General features: G+C 57.8%; 14 protein-coding genes and 2 pseudogenes. 8 read left to right on the top strand and 8 right to left on the bottom strand.

Features of this window, described 5'->3' with window-relative positions:
- From LMS44_RS09425 to LMS44_RS09440, 4 genes are read right to left on the bottom strand one after another with little or no spacing between them, the layout of a single operon-like run.
- A complete protein-coding gene (locus LMS44_RS09425; RefSeq protein WP_278371334.1) occupies positions 1-1,530 on the bottom strand; it encodes an AMP-binding protein in 1,530 nt (509 codons plus the stop codon).
- The gene (locus LMS44_RS09430) at positions 1,523-2,038 is read right to left on the bottom strand and encodes a (2Fe-2S)-binding protein (RefSeq protein WP_022523793.1); all 516 of its coding nucleotides are present in this window, start codon (positions 2,036-2,038) and stop codon (positions 1,523-1,525) included. Before LMS44_RS09430 ends, LMS44_RS09425 begins: the two co-directional genes overlap by 8 nt.
- On the bottom strand, positions 2,022-2,849 hold the full coding sequence (locus LMS44_RS09435; RefSeq protein WP_278371336.1) for an FAD binding domain-containing protein: 828 nt from the start codon (positions 2,847-2,849) through the stop codon (positions 2,022-2,024). Before LMS44_RS09435 ends, LMS44_RS09430 begins: the two co-directional genes overlap by 17 nt.
- Positions 2,846-5,821: a xanthine dehydrogenase family protein molybdopterin-binding subunit gene (locus tag LMS44_RS09440; protein ID WP_022523791.1), complete on the bottom strand. Its 2,976-nt coding sequence runs from the start codon at positions 5,819-5,821 to the stop codon at positions 2,846-2,848. The genes LMS44_RS09435 and LMS44_RS09440 overlap by 4 nt, the downstream gene beginning before the upstream one ends.
- Before the next feature lie 211 nt (positions 5,822-6,032).
- Here LMS44_RS09440 and LMS44_RS09445 point away from each other — a divergent pair.
- Positions 6,033-6,185 (top strand): annotated as a pseudogene (locus LMS44_RS09445) (glycoside hydrolase); the annotation flags it as partial.
- A gap of 487 nt (positions 6,186-6,672) precedes the next feature.
- On the opposite strand, the gene LMS44_RS09450 reads toward LMS44_RS09445, so the two are convergent.
- Entirely contained in the window at positions 6,673-6,906 is a 234-nt protein-coding gene (locus LMS44_RS09450; protein ID WP_053857075.1) for an MbcA/ParS/Xre antitoxin family protein, read from the bottom strand.
- Between the two features lie 604 nt (positions 6,907-7,510).
- On the opposite strand from LMS44_RS09450, the gene LMS44_RS09455 reads away from it, so the two are divergent.
- From LMS44_RS09455 to LMS44_RS09485, 7 genes are all read left to right on the top strand, one after another.
- The gene (locus LMS44_RS09455; RefSeq protein ID WP_022523788.1) at positions 7,511-7,933 is read left to right on the top strand and encodes a hotdog fold thioesterase; all 423 of its coding nucleotides are present in this window, start codon (positions 7,511-7,513) and stop codon (positions 7,931-7,933) included.
- 755 nt (positions 7,934-8,688) lie between these two features.
- Positions 8,689-9,030 carry a hypothetical protein gene (locus tag LMS44_RS09460; protein ID WP_022523786.1) on the top strand — a complete coding sequence of 114 codons (342 nt, stop codon included), beginning with the start codon at positions 8,689-8,691 and terminating at the stop codon, positions 9,028-9,030.
- Positions 9,031-9,044: 14 nt separating this feature from the next.
- The gene (locus LMS44_RS09465; RefSeq protein WP_278371337.1) at positions 9,045-9,428 is read left to right on the top strand and encodes an EAL domain-containing protein; all 384 of its coding nucleotides are present in this window, start codon (positions 9,045-9,047) and stop codon (positions 9,426-9,428) included.
- 269 nt (positions 9,429-9,697) lie between these two features.
- A complete protein-coding gene (locus tag LMS44_RS09470) occupies positions 9,698-12,436 on the top strand; it encodes an ATP-dependent Clp protease ATP-binding subunit (RefSeq protein WP_278371338.1) in 2,739 nt (912 codons plus the stop codon).
- Between the two features lie 122 nt (positions 12,437-12,558).
- On the top strand, positions 12,559-13,527 hold the full coding sequence (locus LMS44_RS09475) for an LLM class oxidoreductase (protein ID WP_278371339.1): 969 nt from the start codon (positions 12,559-12,561) through the stop codon (positions 13,525-13,527).
- Positions 13,528-13,628: 101 nt separating this feature from the next.
- Positions 13,629-14,945, top strand: coding sequence for a DUF3422 family protein (locus LMS44_RS09480; RefSeq protein WP_278371340.1), 1,317 nt, complete (start codon positions 13,629-13,631; stop codon positions 14,943-14,945).
- Positions 14,946-15,218: 273 nt separating this feature from the next.
- A complete protein-coding gene (locus tag LMS44_RS09485; RefSeq protein WP_498947239.1) occupies positions 15,219-16,436 on the top strand; it encodes an MFS transporter in 1,218 nt (405 codons plus the stop codon).
- 68 nt (positions 16,437-16,504) lie between these two features.
- Here LMS44_RS09485 and LMS44_RS09490 read toward each other — a convergent pair whose 3' ends face one another.
- From LMS44_RS09490 to LMS44_RS09500, 3 genes and pseudogenes are all read right to left on the bottom strand, one after another.
- Positions 16,505-18,385: a monovalent cation:proton antiporter-2 (CPA2) family protein gene (locus tag LMS44_RS09490; protein ID WP_022523779.1), complete on the bottom strand. Its 1,881-nt coding sequence runs from the start codon at positions 18,383-18,385 to the stop codon at positions 16,505-16,507.
- A gap of 45 nt (positions 18,386-18,430) precedes the next feature.
- The gene (locus LMS44_RS09495; RefSeq protein ID WP_053857072.1) at positions 18,431-18,631 is read right to left on the bottom strand and encodes a hypothetical protein; all 201 of its coding nucleotides are present in this window, start codon (positions 18,629-18,631) and stop codon (positions 18,431-18,433) included.
- A 121-nt stretch (positions 18,632-18,752) separates the two neighbouring features.
- A pseudogene (locus LMS44_RS09500) lies at positions 18,753-18,992 on the bottom strand (IS1380 family transposase); the annotation flags it as partial.
- Positions 18,993-19,072 lie beyond the last annotated feature (80 nt).

Below are 19,072 nucleotides of genomic sequence, written 5' to 3' on the forward strand. Positions count from 1 at the left end.
TTAGTTGGCGGAAGTGGGGTGGCCGTAATCGGTCACCAGCACGCGGCGCAAGATCTTGCCGACCGGGGACTTGGGGATCTGGTCGATGAATTCGTAGCGGCGCGGGCGCTTGAAGCGCGCCAGACCCGAGGATACGCAGTGGGCGTCCAGCTCTTCCTCAGTAATCGGATGACGCAGCTTGATGAAGGCGACGACCAGCTTGCCCCATTGTTCGTCGGGTAGGCCGACCACGGCGACTTCCTCGACCGCAGGGTGCAGCGATAGGGCGTTCTCGATCTCCGCCGGGCTGACGTTCTCGCCACCGGTAATGATCAGATCGTCGACACGACCAGTCACAAACAGGTCGCCGTCCTCGTCGAAGAAGCCAGTATCGCTGGTGAAGTACCAACCCTCATGGATCGACTTGGCATCGGCGTCGGGCCGCTTCCAGTAGCCTTCGAAGGCCTCGTCGCTGGACAGGTCGGCGATGATCTGGCCTTCCTCGTTGTGCTTGCAGAGGTCGTCCGGCGACTCGCTGCCCAGCGCCACCACGCGAATGCGTTGGTTCAGCGCGCTGCGACCAGACGAGCCAGGCTTGGCGCTGGCCTTCTGGTCGATGGTGAAGGTGTAGATTTCCGAGCTGCCATAGTGGTTGACGAACAGCTCCGGCTTGAACGCGGCCTCGACACGTTGCAGCAGCCCATCGCTCATGGCCGCGCCGGCGAAACCTAACTTGGTGACGCTGGCTACCCGCTCGGGGCTGAAGGCCGAATGTTCAATCAGCATGTGGTAGAGCGTCGGCACCAAGTACAGGTTGGTGATCTTCTCGCGCTCGATGGCGTCCAGCGTGGCTTCCACATCGAACTTTGGCACGCAGACGAAATGCCCGTCTAGCAATGCCATCGACAGTAGCGAACGCACGCCCATGGTGTGGTAGAGCGGCATCACGCCGAGGGTGCATTCCTCTTGGCTATACATGTTCTGCGCTAAGTGGGCGACCGCGGCGGCGCGTTCGGCGCGGTGGCGGCGCGGCACGCCCTTGGGCCGGCTGGTGGTGCCGGAGGTGTAGAGCATCAACGACCAGTCCTCGGGGTCGGCGCGCAGGATGATTTCGCTCGGCGTTTCGGCGCACAGTTCTTCGAAGCTGATCGCGTTATCGTTGCCCGGCTGGCCAACACTGACGCACTGCCAGGTGCTCCTGCCGCAACCGGCAACGGCTTCTTGGGCTGAATCGTCATGGATAACCACACGCGCTTCGGCGTCATTGGTGCACCAAGCGAGTTCGTCGGCGGAGGAGCGCCAGTTGAGCGGGGTCATTATGATACCGCTGAACTGGCAGGCCCAGTGCAGGGTCGCCATCTGCCAGCGGTTCTGCATTACCGCCACGAGGTGGTCACCTTTTTTCAGGCCGAGCCTTTCGAGCCCGTGCGCGGCACGCTGGATGTCGCTGAACCAAGCCTCGTAGCTCTTCTTCAGGTCGCCGTCGCTGATCGCTATGGCATTAGGGCGCCGCTCGACCGCGGCGAGAAAGCTGCGTCCAAGGTCAAACATCGTTGTTGTTCTCCACAAGTGTTACTTGTCGTTGCTGCGCCACTTCTAGCACCGCCCGGACCATGCCGGTGTAGCCGGTGCAGCGGCACAGATGCCCGGAGAGCATGTCGCGAACTTGGGTTTCGTCCGGGCTCGGGACGCGCTCGAGGAATTCCACGCAGGACATTAAGATGCCCGCGGTGCAGAAGCCGCACTGCAGAGCGTGATGGCGGCTGAAGGCCTGCTGCAGGTCGTTCATGATGTTGTCGCGTGACAGCGACTCCACCGTGTCGACCCGGCGCTCGTGGGCCTGCACGGCGAGCATTAGGCAGGAGCGTGAGGCAACGCCATCGACCAGCACGGTGCAGGCGCCGCAGACGCCGTGTTCGCAACCGACATGCACGCCGGTGGTGCCCAATTCGTGTCGCAGGAAATCACACAGCTGCATGCGTGGCTCGGCGAGCCCTTCGCGTTGACGGCCGTTGAGTTCTATCTGTATGGGGAAGCGCTGATCAGCTCGCACGTGCATGGTCGTTGTCCTCGATCAGTTGTTGGCCCAGTTCCCGTACCAACTGGCGGCGGTAGGGTGCGCTGGCGTGCACGTCGTCTTGGGCGCCAAGCGACCAGGCCAGGGTATTGAGTGAATCCTTCAGTTCTGCCCCCAAGGGCAGGCGGCGCAACGTTGGCCGGTCGGCGACGCCGCCGACACCCAGGTCCACCTCGCCTTGGCGGATACAGGCGGCGAGCGCCACCAGGGCGAAGTCACCGTGGCGCATGGCGACCTCGTGGAAGCGGTAGATCACGTCGGCCTCACGCAGTGGAAATTGGACTTCCACGACCATTTCGTCCGGCCGCTTCTCAGTGGTTAGCACGCCTTGGAAGAACTCGGCGGCGGGAACCTCGCGGCGCTTGCCCTTGAGCGATTCGAGCACTACAGTGCCGCCCAAAGTGACCAGACACAGCGGAATTTCGGCGCTCGGGTCGGCATGCGCGACCGAGCCGCACACGGTGCCGCGATTGCGCGTCTGGAAGTGGCCGATCCAAGGCATCGCCTGGGCCAGCAGGGGGACTTCATCGACTAAGCTTGTACGGTCGAGCAGTTCGACCTGACGCACCGCCGCACCGACCTTAAGGCAGTTGTTTTCCACCTTCAGATAATGCAGATCGCTGGCCTGACTGATGTCGATCAGCACCTTCGGCTGGGCCAGGCGCATGTTCAGAACGGCCATCAGCGACTGGCCGCCGGCAATGATCCGGGCCTGTTCACCGTGCTCTGTAAGCTGCTGCAGGACCTCGCGCTTGTTGGCCGCGCGGACGTAGTCGAATACGGCGGGTTTCATTTCGTACCTCCCATGCCGAGCAGGGCGCGCAGGCGCTGCCACAGGCTGGTGTCGATAGGCTTGCCGGAAAGCCGCTGGGCCAGACGGGTGAATATTTGGCCAATGATTACGCGCGAGGCGCTCTGCAACATGCGCCCGCCGACGGCGGCGACCTTACCGGTCACTGCGGCCTCATAGGCGTACTCCAACCGTGTATTCCCGTTCTCCAGCGCCACCAGGTTGATCTTTGCGCTGCCGGTAGCCGAGCCCATAGGGCTGTTGCCGGAGCCGGACAGACGTAGCGAGTGCGGTGGATCGAGGTCGGTCAGGGCGACCCGTGCGGCGAAGCGCGCGCGGATCATGCCCACGCCGACGGTGACGTCGGCCCGGTAATGGTTTTCGCTTTCCAGTTCCAAGGCGTGGCAACCCGGGATGATGGCCTTCAGCGTCTCGGGGTCGAGAATGGCGTCGAATACCTGCTGCGGTGACGCGGGAATCTCAACCAAGTCGTTAGCCTGCAGGGCCGAACCACCGGCTACCTTCGGTGCATCCATAACAAGACCTTCTGGCGCCGCCGGCTCGTCGATGCCGATCATCGAGCGAACCCGCGACGGCGTCAGAGGAAGCTTGATGTCAGAGCGGCCTAGCGCATCGGCTACGGCATTGGCGATGCACACCGGAGTGCTCATGTTGTTGCCTTCACCGACACCCTTAGCCCCCAGCGGGGTGAAGGGCGAGGGAGTTTCCATGTGCAGGATCACCGGGTCGACTACCTCCGGTGCGGTCGGGATCAGGTAGTCGGCCAGGGTGCCAGAAAGGAAGCTGCCGTCCTCGCCGTAGGCAAACTCTTCCATTAGCGCCACGCCCAGCGCCTGGGAATAGGCACCGAGGATTTGTCCCTCGACCAGCATTGGATTGAGAATGCGCCCGGCGTCATGGGTAGTGACGTACTTGTCGATGCGTACCTGACCGGTGACACGATCGATCTCTACTCCGCAGAAATCGAGGATGAAGCCGTAACACAGAGAGCTGTTAATGCAGTCCTGGTCGTTCGGCGCCTCGAGTTGGGGAGGCGTCCAGAAGGCAGTTTCCCGCAGACCGCCCGTTGCGCCTTCCGGCAGCAGGCCCGGTGACCAGTGGGTGGTACCAGCCACACGATGAAAGGGCTGGCTAGGGCCGTTCTCTACGAAGATCTTGCCGTCGGCGAATCGGACGTCAGTGGAGGATACCTGCCACATGTCCGCGGCGATGGCGGCCATGCGTTCACGGATCTTCAAGGTGGCGTTATACACCGACCCGGCGACGGCGCCCGAGAAGCGGCTCGAGTAGTTGCCGGAGGCTATCGACCAGGCGTCCTTGCCGGTGTCCAACTCGACATTCACGCTGATGCTTTCCAGCTTCACACCTAGTAACTCGCTAATGATCTGCGCGACCACTGTTTGATGGCCCTGACCTTGCGGTGTCGAGGACACGTGAGCGGTCACGCTGCCGAGCGGGTCGACACTGACTGTGGCAGTGCTCACTGCTCCATTCTTCGGTCCAGCCTTCTGACGCTCTTCGGGCGTCATGGCGACGGTGATGTAGCCCATGTTGGAGATTGAGGGTTCCACCACAGCGGCATAGCCTATGCCATACAAACGTCCCTCGGCACGGGCCTGGTCACGGCGCTGTAGGAGCTCGTCGAGATTGCCTTTACGGCGCGCCAGTTCCACAGCAGCAGGATAGTCGCCGGAATCGAGCAGTGCGCCCGCTGCTGCGCGGTAGGGGAACACGCCAGCGGGAACCAGGTTGCGCTGGATGACCTCGAGCGGGTCGAGGCCGAGTTCTGCAGCGACGTGTTGCATCAGCCGCTCAAGGGCGAAATAGACCTGACCGCCCCCGAATCCGCGGTTCAGTCCGGTAGGCATTTTGTTGGTGAGCACCACCCGGTTGCGCACCGCCAGGTTTCGGATGGTGTAAGCGCCACTGAGATTACCGTGCATGCGGTAGAAGGTGGCTGGTTCAGGGGCCCGTAGGTAAGCGCCACAATCATCAATCTGGTCGTAGCGCAGGGCTGTGACGCGGCCATTGGCTTCCACTGCGGCCTCAATTTCGCAGACGCGGTTGGTGGCGCTGGAAGAGGCCTGTAGATGCTCGAGGCGATCCTCCACCCACTTCACCGGAGCACCGACCTTGCGCGAGGCCAAGCCCATCAGCACCACATAGGGGAACACCCCCTGCTTGATGCCGAAGCTGCCACCGGAATCCGGCGGGGTACGCAGGCGCAGGCGGTTGGCCGGCACGTTGAGTGCGCGGCACATTACCGAGTGCAGCGCGTAGGGGCCCTGGAAATTGGCCATTACATCATAGGTTTCCGAGGCTGGCAGGTACTGCGCCAGTACCACGTAGCATTCAATCGGCGTGCAGGAGTTTCGCGGGTACTGAACCTTCAGTGTGATGCGGTGTGGCGCTTCGGCGAAAGCCCGCTCCGGGTCGCCGTAGCGGAAGCTGCGTTCGTTTACCACGTTGCTGCCTACGGCTTCGTGCAGAATCGGCGCATCATTTAGGGTGGCCGCTTCGGGGTCGATGATTGGTGTCAGCGGCTCGTATTCGACCTGAACGGCATCCAGAGCATCCTCGGCTAGGTAGCGGTCGTCGGCAATCACTACGCAGACCGGTTCGCCAACGTAGCGCACCTTGTCGACAGCCAGAGGCCAATGCTCCATAGGTGCTCTGACGCCCACCGGAAACGGGTTAGACCAGCGCTTGACGTCATCGCCAGTGAGCACACCATGTACGCCTTTCATAGTCAGAGCGCGTGAGGCATCCACCGAACGGATACGGGCGTGGGCATGGGGAGAACGGACAACAGCGGCTTGCAGGGTTCCTGGTGGTGTCGCCATGTCGTCAGCGTAGCGACCTTGGCCTTGAAGCAGAGCTGCGTCCTCGACTCGAGCCTGACGACTTCCGATGTGACCGATGGTGGCTTCGGCAATACTTTTTTGCATATTCATGGCGAGCTCTTGTTTTTATGCACGAAAATTTAAAGCTAATTCTCGCCAATTACCCGGCGCGACGCTTTGCCTGGAAATATGCATTCATGCCTTAGAGTCTGGTTATTTGCCCTGGAGTCTTATAGTACGGTGAGCGTACTAGCCTTCCTCAGCAATAGTCAGTCTCAATACTGAGCCTAGGAGCTATCCAATACGCTAATGCAAGGCATTTTCCCTAATCCATTATGGCCGCATCAAAGAAGCGATTCATGCGTGTCGGTGCATCTGGGCAAGCGTCCCAGATGCTGGCTATGGCCAGCGGGAGCTGGCGACAGATGATCTGCTGAGTGTTTATGAAGCGGCTGGCGGTATTTCCATCGCCTAACTGACGAGGCCCGCCCGAGAGGTGCGCTATGAACCCAAGACGAAAAGAGAAACGCCCTATGAATGGCAGAGACCCCAACTTCTGGCATGGGCTGCTGGATTTTTTTGCCCATCACTTTGGTGGCCATGCTTACGTTCATGATGGGCTTTATTCGTGGTGTTCACCGAGGGCGGTAGCCTGAAGAAGTCACTACTTGGCGCGGTGATGTGCATGATTTTGGCAACGCCGCCGGGGATTCGAGGTGTAGTTCCCCATTTCGAGCATGACGGTCGCAGCTAACTAACAGGCCGAAATACAGTAAAGAATGGCCGGTTTTGTTCCAGCGTCCACCGTCTCGGCAGCTTCCGCCCCCTGGCCAGAAAGGGTGGTCAAATAGCGTACTTAGGTGATTCGATATAACTTGACTCGGGTACCCTTAGTGTTGGTAAGTGCTAAGGGCATTTATGTGGCTTTGCGAGATGATTGCCTCCCCGCATCCAAAATATTATTAGCTGAACTCCCCGAACTCAATCTTGCCTAGTACATCCCTCACCATTTCGCGGCCAGCGAAGGTATCGAAAATATCGATGGGCTGAGACCCATTCAGCGCTCGAACCTCGCTGTGCAGCCACTCCTGGGCGCTATCACGATCACCTAAGACCTTTCCGGCTTCGACATATAGCTTCAGTGTATCCAGCACTTCCTCGCTCTGAGCACGGCCCAGGGCCTTACGCTTGTACAAGCGATGCAGGTTTCCTTTTTTGACAGGACTCGACCATAGAGAGGGTAATGCAAACATGGTTACGGATATTAATAGAGGCTTACTGAAAAGGTCATTTGGCACTTCCAGCCTTCCGGTTAGGCTCCGTATGAATAATCCGCCGGGTCTGAATAGGCGCTCGTACAGTTGCGAGGTGAAGTCCATGTTGACCGCATGGGAAGGACTTGGTTCGACGACGCTTTGGCGATACCAGTCCGGCGGCACCGCTCCCGTGAGGAATCGCTATACCTTTGGGTGCTCCTCACTAATAAGAAGGTTTCGATAGCGAAAGCGCCTGAATATTGCTCCTTCGGCTCTACATCCTCGCAAGCATGCCGCTTAATAAGAGGGCTGCTCGACTTCACTAATAAGCCGAACTGGCTTAAGTTAATGGGGCTTGAGCATGTATGGGCTGATAGCCGGCTGGGGAGTGGCAAAGAAAGTGCCGACGCGGAGCTGCCGGCTAGGGAGGAGCTGTTGTTCAACGGTTCAGGAAATACGTAGATTCTTTCTAATAGTATAGCAACGCTTGTATCTGCGGTTTTTTATTAATCGTGTGATTGGTTATCATAACAGGGTATGAATTATGATTTGGCAAAAACAGATAACTCTTGATGAGCTTGGCTTGAGTGCAAAGGAGACCTTAATAAGTCATCTCGGAATTGAATTCACTAAAATTGGGGATGATTCTCTTAGTGGAAGGATGCCAGTAGATGCAAGAACCATTCAGCCTGCCGGCATACTGCATGGTGGTGCATCGGTAGTACTTGCTGAAACCCTAGGTAGTATAGCTGCTAACTTCTGTCTGAAAGACTGCAGCAAGATCGCCGTTGGCCAGGAGATTAATGCGAACCATGTGAGGCCAATGCAGTCTGGCTGGGTCTATGGAACAGCGAGGCCGCTACATATCGGCGGATCTACTCAGATATGGGAAATACATATCAAAAATAACGATGAAAGGTTGGTTTGCGTTTCTAGGTTGACCATGGCCGTTATCAATAAATGGTAAACGCATGTTCCGTTGTCCATCCTACTGTCGAGGGTCAACATGCATGACAGTTTGCTTTTGATGGCTCTGCTCGATGCTCGATAGTGTTCAGCAGTTTCAAGGGGCCGACCAGAGCGTTCTCGCTGCCGCCGGTCATATCAGGCTCGCGGCATCCAGCCTCGCATCGCTCGCCGGGGCATAGAGGGTGATCAACGACTCGGACGCCATCGCTGGCTTGTCGAGAGAACCTTTGTCTGGCTAGGTTGAGTGAGACGATGGCGATACTCCATCAGCGTTGTGTCGATATTCATTATGCCTTACGCTGCTGGGATGCTCGCTGTTCTGTCTGAACAAGCTTCGAGGCAGGTTTTGAAAAGCATTGTTAACCCGACTCAGTAAGAATCAGGCATCGATGCAAGCGAAGACGATATGCTTAGCTTTCATCTGGAAATGTCATATTTTTCAGCGGTTCGCACCCTAGGTGTGAAACAGTTTCCAAAACTATCTTAGCAACCCTCGACAGCCTTCTTCGATTCGCACGCCTGCCAGACGGCAGTGCTCGCCGAGCGCAGGGAAGGTCAATTGCCTTCTATTAATGTGTTGAACCACCCTGTCGCGGCGCGTTGTGTCTGGGGGCTATTGCACGGATCAGACTCTCGGGAAAATCTCAGTACAATTCGGGAAGTTCTCATTTTGTGAGGCAAGGCTTCCCCACGTGTGCTCCTTAGACTCCCTTACAGGTGGTCGGCCTTCATGACGCCACCAAGGAGGAGAGCATGACCGCGCTTGAGCCAACCGGACTTAATAGTAAGCACAGCAACTTTATTGGCAAGAGCCAAGCTCGCGTCGAAGACGAAGCCCTGCTGAGGGGGCTTGGACGCTATGGTGGTGATCTCGCTACACCTCCGGGTACCTTGCATGCTGCAGTGTTGCGCTCACCGCATGCCCATGCACGGCTTACTTCGGTCAACCTACCCCAAGCTCTAGACATGCCTGCTGTGCACGGCGTGTTGATAGGGGAATATGTCAAGCGCTGGGCGGCTCCATTTGCTGTTGGTGAACCGCCCCGGTTATTCCGGAGACCGGACTTGACCCGCAACACCTGGAACTCGAGCTGACCGAAAGCATGCTCATGGAGGATGTCGATACGGCGGTCGCAACGATGACGTGCTTCAAGGATTACGGCGTGAGCATCGCGGTGGATGACTTCGGCACCGGGTATTCCGGCCTGAGCTACCTGAAGCGTTTCCCGATCGATACGCTTAAGATCGACCAGTCGTTCGTCCGCGAAATCACCAGCGATCCGGCCAGTGCCGCGATCGCCGGCGCCATCATCGCCATGGCTCAGCGCCTGAATCTGGATGTTATCGCCGAGGGCGTGGAGACACCGGAGCAGTGCCGATTGCTGCGTGAAAGCGGATGTCGGTATATGCAGGGTTACCTGTTCGCAAGGCCGGTGCCGACAGAGGATCTAACTAAACTGTTGCGTGTGGGGCACGTCGGCAGGCACCTCTGACGCGGTTTGTGTTGATGCGGCTTGTTCGAACACGGCCAGCAGTAAAACAGAACCAGGGTATGGAGTTGGTGCTGGCGGTTCATTCGCCCGGGATGGCGGGGTCCTGCTGCTTCGTGCCGCCTTGCTTTCAGTCTACCTCGGGCTATACTTATTTAATCTTCTCCCGGGCTCTGCCCCCTCCCAGGTTTCACTGGGCTCCGCCCCTTCTCCAAGGCTTAGCCGTTCCTATACGACTGTTGTAAGCCACACAACGGTACAACGGAGGCATCATGGGCAAGAGCGCGGAACAATCACCCCAAGTATCATGCGATATCTGCCGGCAACGCCCTGCGGCTCTGCAGGTCACCGTTTCACAAGCCGGTCGAAGACGCACCCTCAACGTATGCCAAACGGATTATTTGCGCCTGAGAGCACGAAGTGCCTCTCCGTTTGAATCCCTTTTTGGAAGCGGGCTACTCGCCGACGATTTCTTCGAGCGGCTGGCGCGAGACGAGAATTTCGGCTTTGGCAGTGTCGCCAGTCGAGAGAACGGCCGGCCGCAGGATAGCGAATCGGTCGCCCTCGGTGACCTGCTTAGCGAGCAAAGCGAGCAGATTCTGCAGCAAGCCGCGGCTACCGCGACGGAGTGGGGTTCGCAGCTCATCGATACCAGCCACCTGCTTTACGCGCTGGCCGATAACGATGTGGTGCAGGCGCTCCTCAAGCGATACCAGCTGTCGGCCAAGGAACTCAAGGCCCAGATTGAGCAACTGACACCCAAAGCTGCGAGCGAACCTGAAACGGACGGGCCTACAAAGATCGGAGTTTCCCCACGGGTGAAAGCCGCGCTACAGCGCGCCTTCCAGGCGTCGAGAGACCTCGGGCATGGCTATATTGGTCCCGAACACCTTCTGATCGGTCTGGCCGAGGAGGAGGGACTAGCCAGCGACTTGCTGAACCGTTATGGTCTCTCTGCACACGGTCTTCGGCAGAAGGCTGTGCAGGTGGTCGGAAAGGGGGCACAGGAGGGGCGACTGCCGGAGCAAAGCGACACGCCCACCCTGGACAAGTACAGTCGGGATCTTACGGCATTGGCTAACGAGGACAAGCTCGACCCGGTGATCGGGCGAGCGGCCGAGGTCGAGACCCTGATCGAGGTTCTTTCCCGGCGCCGCAAGAACAACCCTGTTCTTATCGGTGAGCCGGGGGTCGGCAAGACCGCCATCGTCGAAGGGCTGGCGCAGCGAATTGTTCACAACGAAGTGCCGGACCTGTTGCAGAACAAACGGGTGGTTGAGCTAAACATCAACTCGCTGGTGGCGGGCTCCCAGTATCGTGGCCAATTCGAGGAGCGGATCAAACAAGTCCTCGACGAGATTACGTCCCATCAAAACGAGATTGTGCTGTTTATCGACGAGCTGCACACCATTGTCGGCGCAGGATCGACCGGGGGCGAAGGCGGGCTGGACGTCGCGAATACCCTCAAGCCCCAACTGGCGCGTGGTGAATTGCATTTGGTCGGGGCGACCACGCTGGGCGAATACCAGAAGCTCATCGAAAAAGACGCTGCGCTGGAGCGGCGGCTGCAACCGGTGTTCGTCGCCGAACCAACGATTGACCAGACCATCAATATCCTAAGAGGGCTTAGGGATCGGCTGGAGGCTCACCACAAGGTGACTATCACCGACGAGGCGATTGTCGCCGCCGTGGAGATGGCCGACCGCTACGTCACCAACCGGTTCCTGCCGGATAAGGCCATCGATCTGATAGATCAGGCGGCTGCCCGGGTACGAATCGGTGGCACCTCAAGGCCGCCGGAGCTTCATGAGCTCGGTGCGCAGATCGACCAATTGCGGCGCGAGCGTGACTACGCATCCAACCGCAAGAATTTCGAGCGCGCGAGCGCGCTGGAAGCTCGTATCGAAGAACACCAGGGCGACTATGACCAAGGCCTGGAGGAATGGAACACGACCCGGAGCACCAGCGCCAACCAGGTGGGCGTCGAGGATGTGGCGCAGATCGTTTCGCGCCTGACCGGCGTTCCGGTGGCAGAGCTCACCACGGAGGAGCGCACCAGACTGATGGAGATGGAACAGCGCCTGCATCAGCAGGTAGTCGGTCAGGACGAGGCGGTAAGAGCCGTATCCGATGCCGTGCGCTTGTCTCGCGCCGGGCTGGGCGACCGCCGCCGTCCCATCGCAACCTTCTTCTTTCTCGGACCCACGGGAGTGGGAAAGACGGAATTGACCAAAGCCCTTGCGGAAACGGTCTTTGGTGATGAAGAGGCGATGATCCGCATTGACATGAGCGAGTACATGGAGCGGCATACGGTCGCGCGCCTCATCGGGGCGCCTCCCGGATACGTCGGGTTCGAGGAAGGGGGGCAGCTTACCGAAAAGGTACGCAGAAAACCGTACAGTGTCGTTCTTCTGGACGAGTTCGAGAAAGCACATATGGATGTCCAGAACGTGCTGCTGCAGGTCTTCGAGGATGGGCGGCTCACTGATGGCAAAGGGCGTGTCGTAGACTTCACCAATACCATCATAATCGCCACGAGCAACATCGGTTCCGATGTTATCCGGGACAACCTCGAGGCCCCGAAAGGCAAGCGCAAGGACGACGCGGAATTGAAGTCGGAACTGTTGAACGTGCTCCGTCGTTATCTCCGCCCGGAGTTCATCAACCGCATTGATGAGATCATCGTGTTCCACGCACTTGATCGCAAGCAAATCGGTGACATCGTAGGCCTGCAGCTCGAGCGCGTGAAGCGTCTCGCGCACGGGCAGGGCTTGACGGTGGAGTTCGACGACTCGCTCATCGACCATTTGGCGGATGTCGGCTACCGGCCGGAATTCGGTGCGCGCGAACTTCGTCGCCAGATCCGTTCCCTGATCGAGACGCGCCTAGCGAGTGCCGTATTGCAGGGCGACATAGAAGAAGGTGATAGCCTGCGCTTCGTCTACGACAAGGGGCGAAGTGAGATCCGCTGGGAGAAGGAAACAAAGGTGCCTGCCTCCGAACCGGAGTAACGAAGCCACGGAAGCTGCGGCCAGGGGAGAAGCGACTAATGGGATAATGGGATAGACCCGGTGTACTCGACCGTCTCGCAGTGTCTCGCCGCCTTGCAGCGGGAATAAATGGAGGAAAGAGCATGTTTACTCCGAATTCCATTGCCTATCAGCAACAAGCTGGCTTTCAGCGCACCTACCGCCAAGGCCGCCTGAGCCTGGGCCTTTTCTTCCCTCTCGAAGCCTTTACCGGCGATATGCCGACTATGACCAACCAGGTAAGCTTGGCCCAACGTGCCGAGCAACTGGGTTTCTCTGCTCTCTGGTTTCGGGACGTGCCGTTACGCGACCCCAGCTTCGGGGATTCGGGCCAGGTGTTCGATCCCTGGGTCTACCTGGGTTTTATGGCCGCACATACTCGCTCGATTGCGCTGGGTACCGCGTCGGTCATCCTGCCAATCCGTAATCCCCTGCACACTGCCAAGGCCGCAACGAGTGTCGATCAACTCAGTGGTGGCCGTCTGTTACTCGGCGTAGCTTCCGGTGACCGTCCGGTAGAGTTCCCGGCGTTCGGTGTCGACCCGGAGCAACGCGGCAGCCTATTCCGCGAATATCTCAAGGTATTTCGCGAGGTTCAGCTCAGCAGTTTCGTGCCTTTGACCTGGTCGGGCGGGACGCTTCAGGGAGCCGATCTGATTCCCAAGCCAACCACAGCGGAAATTCCATTCTTCGTGACCGGCCATAGCCGCCAGACGCTGGAGTGGATCGCCCGCTACAGTCATGGGTGGATCAGTTATCCGCGCCCCCCGAAGTCCCAGCAAGCGGTTGTCGAGAGCTGGCGCACGGCGGTTCGTGATGAATGTGGCGAGCTGTTCAAACCCTTCAGCCAGTCACTTTACCTCGACCTGACAGATAACCCGCAGACACCCCCACGGCCGATCCATTTGGGGTATCAACTGGGACGGCATCACCTTATTGCGCTGCTCCACAGTTTGCAGGAGATCGGCGTAAACCATGTGATTATCAATTTGAAATACGGCCAACGACCTGCCGGCGAGGTCGTTGAGGAAATCGGCCAATTCGTTTTACCTGACTTCGCCATGTCGGTATAAGCCGGTCAGGGCTTCGGTATGCACATAGGGCTTCGCGTAGTGAGCTATAGTGTTACTAGAGTCCCGCTCTGTATTTCCTTTACCCGTCAACCGAGGTCATTATGGCCGAGTCGATCCACAATCCGAACGATCAGCCGGCCTCAAGCGATACGGTGTATGGAATGCCGGCTTATGCCGACAGGGCTGCGGCCGTGAACGAAGTGCATGCACGCCCACTCCTCATGATTCAGGCCCCGAGGGAGATGTTGCAGTTCGCTTTCATGAGGGGAGGAGATCTGACCAAGGATAAGTTGGCAATGAATGAGTTGTCTGGTCGTCTCCGCGTGGCTGAGCCTGACCAATCTACGTCATTTCATGGCTTGGCCTGGGAAGACGGAGACCTGCATTGTGAAAAGCACTCGGAGTATTCGACGTATCTGTGGTGTGCCGAGCTTGATCCCGAAACCGGAGAACCATGCGGCGAGAATCCGTTCAAGCATGGATTCATCCCTCCCGGCCCGGTGGTATCGGGCGTGCGCCTGACCTTTCTTCCATGGAATTCAGATACTGAGAAGGAGGTAGATCGCTTCGATCCTTCCAGCCTTTGTTACTCGCTGGTAGAAAGTGGGAACGCTGCCATCCTGACCGATTTCCGACAGGATGAAGACGGCCTGACGCACATCCTGATCCTTGCGCGTGATTTGAAACCCGCGCGAGCGGGGGCGCTGGCGCAACGTCTTCTGGAGATTGAGACCTATCGGACTTTGGCCTTATTGTCGTTGCCATTGACCAGGTCAATGACGAAGGAGCTGCGAAGCATAGAGTCACAACTGGCCATGATGACTGATGAGATGTCGACGAACTCGGAAGCGCGGCGTGACAACCACCTCCTTCTGTCAGAATTGACCAGTCTGGCGGCAAAACTGGAGGCCTGCGTTGCTGCAAATCTCTATCGATTTGGCGCCAGTCGGGCTTACTACGAGATTGTTGAAGAGAGGTTGGCAGCGCTAGTGGAGGAGGGCGTATCCGGATACTTCACCTGGCGGGATTTCCTTCAGCGCCGTATTGCGCCTGCGATGCGAACCTGCCTTTCGGTTAAAGAGCGCCAGGCCAAGCTCTCCGACGAACTGACCCGAAACATCTCACTACTGCGCTCCTGGGTCGATGTCGAACTGGAACGCCAGAATCGGGACTTGCTGGCGTCGATGAATAACCGAGTCAAGCTGCAATTGCGTCTTCAGCAAACGGTTGAAGGCTTGTCTGTGGCAGCAATTTCATATTACGTCGTGAGTCTTTCAGGCTATTTCCTGAAGGGAATTCCATTCATTTACGATGTTGTCACACCGGTGATGTCGGTACTGGTACCCGTCGTGATGCTGTTGATCTGGTGGAGGGTTCGTCGGATCAGACATGCCCACGACGATTCCACGGCGTTGTAAAAGTCTTAATACTATCTACCGGCTTGAAACGCGGAATGGGGTAATCGTGGAGCGTCCGGTAGGGATGCCAGCATTTAATGGACCCAGTCATCTAATCTCTTGGGGTAGAGATAGGGCAGCGAGCATGGCCGGCTGATGGGGCCCGGTTTCAATTTCTCCAATGACTATAGCGAGAGTCGCGCTATGCTGATCTTCATCTAAGCTTGGATATACTAGGCGGGCTTTACAGGGTCCCACTCCTAAGTCCGCTAGCTACGTCGTCAAGGAGCGCTTATGACCAAAGCTCAAAACGAGGTCTACACCAAGCAGCCCGCAGCAGAAGGGATCCAGACGGTTAACCCATGCCGAAAAGTGGTGGGCCTAGTACCTGCTCCGGAGATGTCCGCTGAGATGGCCGAAAAGGTAATCGACCAGTTACCCGAACTTCTGGCCAACTACGTAGATGACCGGTTGAGCTGGGAGGTTCAACTCATCGTTGATCCGTTGATCGGCGCTGCAGAGGTTTCCACCTATATCATCGGGAGTATTCTCGAATACAAGCGGCATCAGCAGTGGGACTACGCGATTTGCATTACCGATTTGCCGATCCACAAGTCTGGACGCTTCGTGATAGCTGAAACCAGCATGGTGCATGGCGTTGCAATAATCTCATTACCCGCTTTCGGCATTACCGCGGTACGCCGTCGCCTTAGCGAAGCGATTCTGCAACTGGTCAACGAATTGCATCATGGCAGCTCGGAAGAGGACCGTGCTCGCCAAGAGCAGCGTACTGAGCAATCCTATAAAGTTCACGAGAGCCTGCGTGGCAAAGGTGCCTGGCAACTACTGGGCAGACGCCTCTACGAGAAGTTGTTCCCGATACGGCGGGTCACGCGATCGGGCGAGGGAGAGTCCTTCGACGTACGCTTCATTGCTGATTCATGGATTAACGGCAATCTTCGCATCCTGGCCGGCATGGTTCGCGCCAACCGCCCCTGGACCATCTTTCCTGCTTTCAAAGGCGTCATCGCCGTAGCGTTCGCGACCGGTGCCTATGGCCTAGTGTTTCCCACCCTTTGGAATCTCAGCGCCAATTATGGTTGGCCTCGCCTTGTTCTTCTGATGGGAGTCTCCATGGTGGCGATGATCGCCTGGATCATACTTGCGCATTCTCTTTGGGAGTCGATAAGAAACTCCCCACTGCCACACTTGGTTCGCCTCTACAATACGGTCACTGTACTGACGCTAAGTACTGGGGTTATATTCTATTATACGATCCTACTGGGTCTGTTCTGTTTCACGGTCCTCGTTTTCATTCCGGTCAACATGCTGGAAGAGCAACTCGGCCAAGCGGCCAGCCTTCTAGATTATACTGCCCTTGCTTGGCTCGCGACTTCGGTTGCCACCATCGCTGGTGCCCTGGGGGCCGGATTAGAAGATGAAGAAACCGTCAGAAACGCTACTTATGGCTACCGGCAGCGACGCCGCAACCAAGAAGCGGATAAGCGCTGATGCGCGTCGACAATTAAAAGACGCAACCAAACGTGGGACGGCCTTCTAGTATCTCTTTGTTTTCGCGATCAACCATTGTTCTTTGGTGGTGTCCATGCCAGTGTTTCGTCCTCGGTTAGCCGTACGTCCTCCCGCATGGCATGATCCAATGCCTCTTCGAGCTTCATGAACAACTCCCCGTAGCGCGGGCTGAAGTGGATGCCTTCTTCTATATTGCGCCATGTGTCGAACAGTTGATCTTCGTGGGCTTTTTCGCTGGCGATAAAGGAGCGGGTCATCCGGCGCGCGCGTTGTGGGTGGACGCCCATGGCCGTGAGGGCCTCGCCGCCGAGTTCCAGGGCGGAGTAGTAGGTCTCGCTCACCACGTCGTCGGCGCCGGCTTCACGCAGCTCGTAACCATGGCCGCGGTCGAAGGCGCGGGCGAGTATCCAGACCTCTGGGTAAAGCTGTTTGACGTGACGCACCAGGCTCACGGCCCGGTCGCGGTCATCGATGGCGACGACGAGCAGGCGTGCCTCGGCAATGCCGGCGGTTTCCAGTAGCTGGATGCGGGTGGCGTCGCCAAAGTAACTTTTCAGTTGGATCAGGCGCAGATTTTCGATCTGATCCAGAGCATGGTCCAGGGCTACGCTGGGAATGTTGTTGGCGCGAAGCAAACGACACACGATCTGTCCGAAGCGGCCGACCCCTGCCACGATCACCGGGGCCTGCTCTTCTATCTCGTCCGGCTCTGCTTCTTCATTGGAAGCCTTCTGATAGCGTGGCAGCACCACCCGGTCATAGACAATGAACAACAGCGGTGTCAGGAACATGGACAGGGCCACCACCAGTGACAGCACCTGAGCGGTGTCTGCAGGGATAACTTGGTTCTGGGTACTGTAGGTCAGCAGCACAAACCCGAACTCACCGGCCTGGGCCAGCCCGAGGCTGAACAACCAGCCTTCACTGCCGCGGATGCCGAATGCGAAAGCCAAGCCAAACAGAATCAGCGTCTTGCCAATGATAACCGCCAGGGCGAGAAGAAAGATCGTATCCCATGAAGCCGCCAGAACGCCGAAATTGATTCCCGCGCCTACGGTCATGAAGAAAAGCCCCAGCAGTAGCCCCTTGAAAGGTTCGATATTGGCTTCCAACTCGTGCCGGAATTCGCTGTTGGCGAGGACCACACCGGCCAGGAATGCGCCGAGCGCAGGTGAGAGGTTCACTAGGCTCATGAGCGCCGCGATGCCGATAATCAGCATCAGGGACGCGGCGGTGAATACTTCCCGCATGCCGGATTGCACCACGTAGCGGAACAGCGGCCTACTCAGGTAATGGCCACAGATAATCACGATCACGATCGCGCCGACAACGGCCAGCCCATGCGCCCAGCCCGGCAGGTTCTCAACCAGGCTGAGGCTGCTATGCCCGCCCTCGCTGCCACTACCGGACATTTCGGACACGGCCAGCAGCGGGATAACGGCCAGCATGGGAATCACTGCAATGTCCTGGAAAAGCAGCACTGAGAAGGCACTCTGGCCACCTTCGGTTTTGACTAGCCCCCTTTCGGTAAGTGTTTGCAAGACAATCGCTGTTGAAGAGAGGGAGAAGAGAAACCCTACTGCCACGGCTGTTTGCCAGGCCATCCCCTGGGACCAAGCAAAATAGGTGGCGGCGGCTGCAGTCAGTGTGACCTGCAGGCCGCCAAGACCGAGCAGCCTGACCCGCATGGCCCAGAGGGATTTTGGGTCAAGCTCCATCCCCACCAGGAACAGCATCATTACCACGCCGAACTCGGCAAAATGCTGAAGAGTAAGGGCCTCCTGACCCACCAGTCCTGTCACCGGTCCTATGACCACACCGGCCACCAGATAACCGAGTACCGACCCCAGCCCGAACTGTCTGGCCAGTGGCACCGCGATTACCGCTGCCACCAGGTAGATAAACGCCTGAACAAAGTAGTCAGTCATCAGTCATGTCCGTAGGTCGAAAATCACATACCCATTCTTCTAACATTAGACCAACGGCTGCATTTCGCTTCCGGTATCGAAAATGGGGGACAAAAATGGGGACAGACCTGTTTTCTTCACCCCAATGATCAGCGTGGTCATAACCGTCAACTGGTAACCCGTGTGATTCATCACGGTCTTGTTAAAGTGGCTGATCGCACGCTTCCGGTTCTTATTCTTCTGCCAACGACATGGCAGCACCGCCACATATGCTCATTTATTCTCTAAATACTTGTCGCTTATAATATCAAGTAAAGAGGGCGGGGCGCTTGCTCACGGCCCCCTCGACCACTGGACGATGCCTTAAGAAAGGCGGTCGTGGTGGCGGTTAGGACAATGCGGCCAATCTTGGCCCTCCTCGCATTAGGGTTGGCCACCAATTGTCGGCGGCGGCTCCCAGGTGCAAGGTCACCCGCAATGCATGCATGGTGAGCGTGGCGGCGACTTTCAGCACCTGCTCGCGAAACCTCATTAGGCTCCACCTCTTACGGTTTTGATTCCCCATCAGGCAGCTCAGGCCGTGCGGATATTGTTTTAATCTAACCATTAGTTCTAGTTCGTTCTGGGCCTTCGGCCCTCCACCGGATGGCCTTTTCTCCGCTTCGCTACGTAAAGGCCGCTGCTGAATGTTGGCGTTACATCAGGAAA

This window comes from Halomonas profundus (assembly GCF_020865425.1).
GTDB classification, from domain to species: Bacteria; Pseudomonadota; Gammaproteobacteria; order Pseudomonadales; family Halomonadaceae; genus Vreelandella; species Vreelandella titanicae.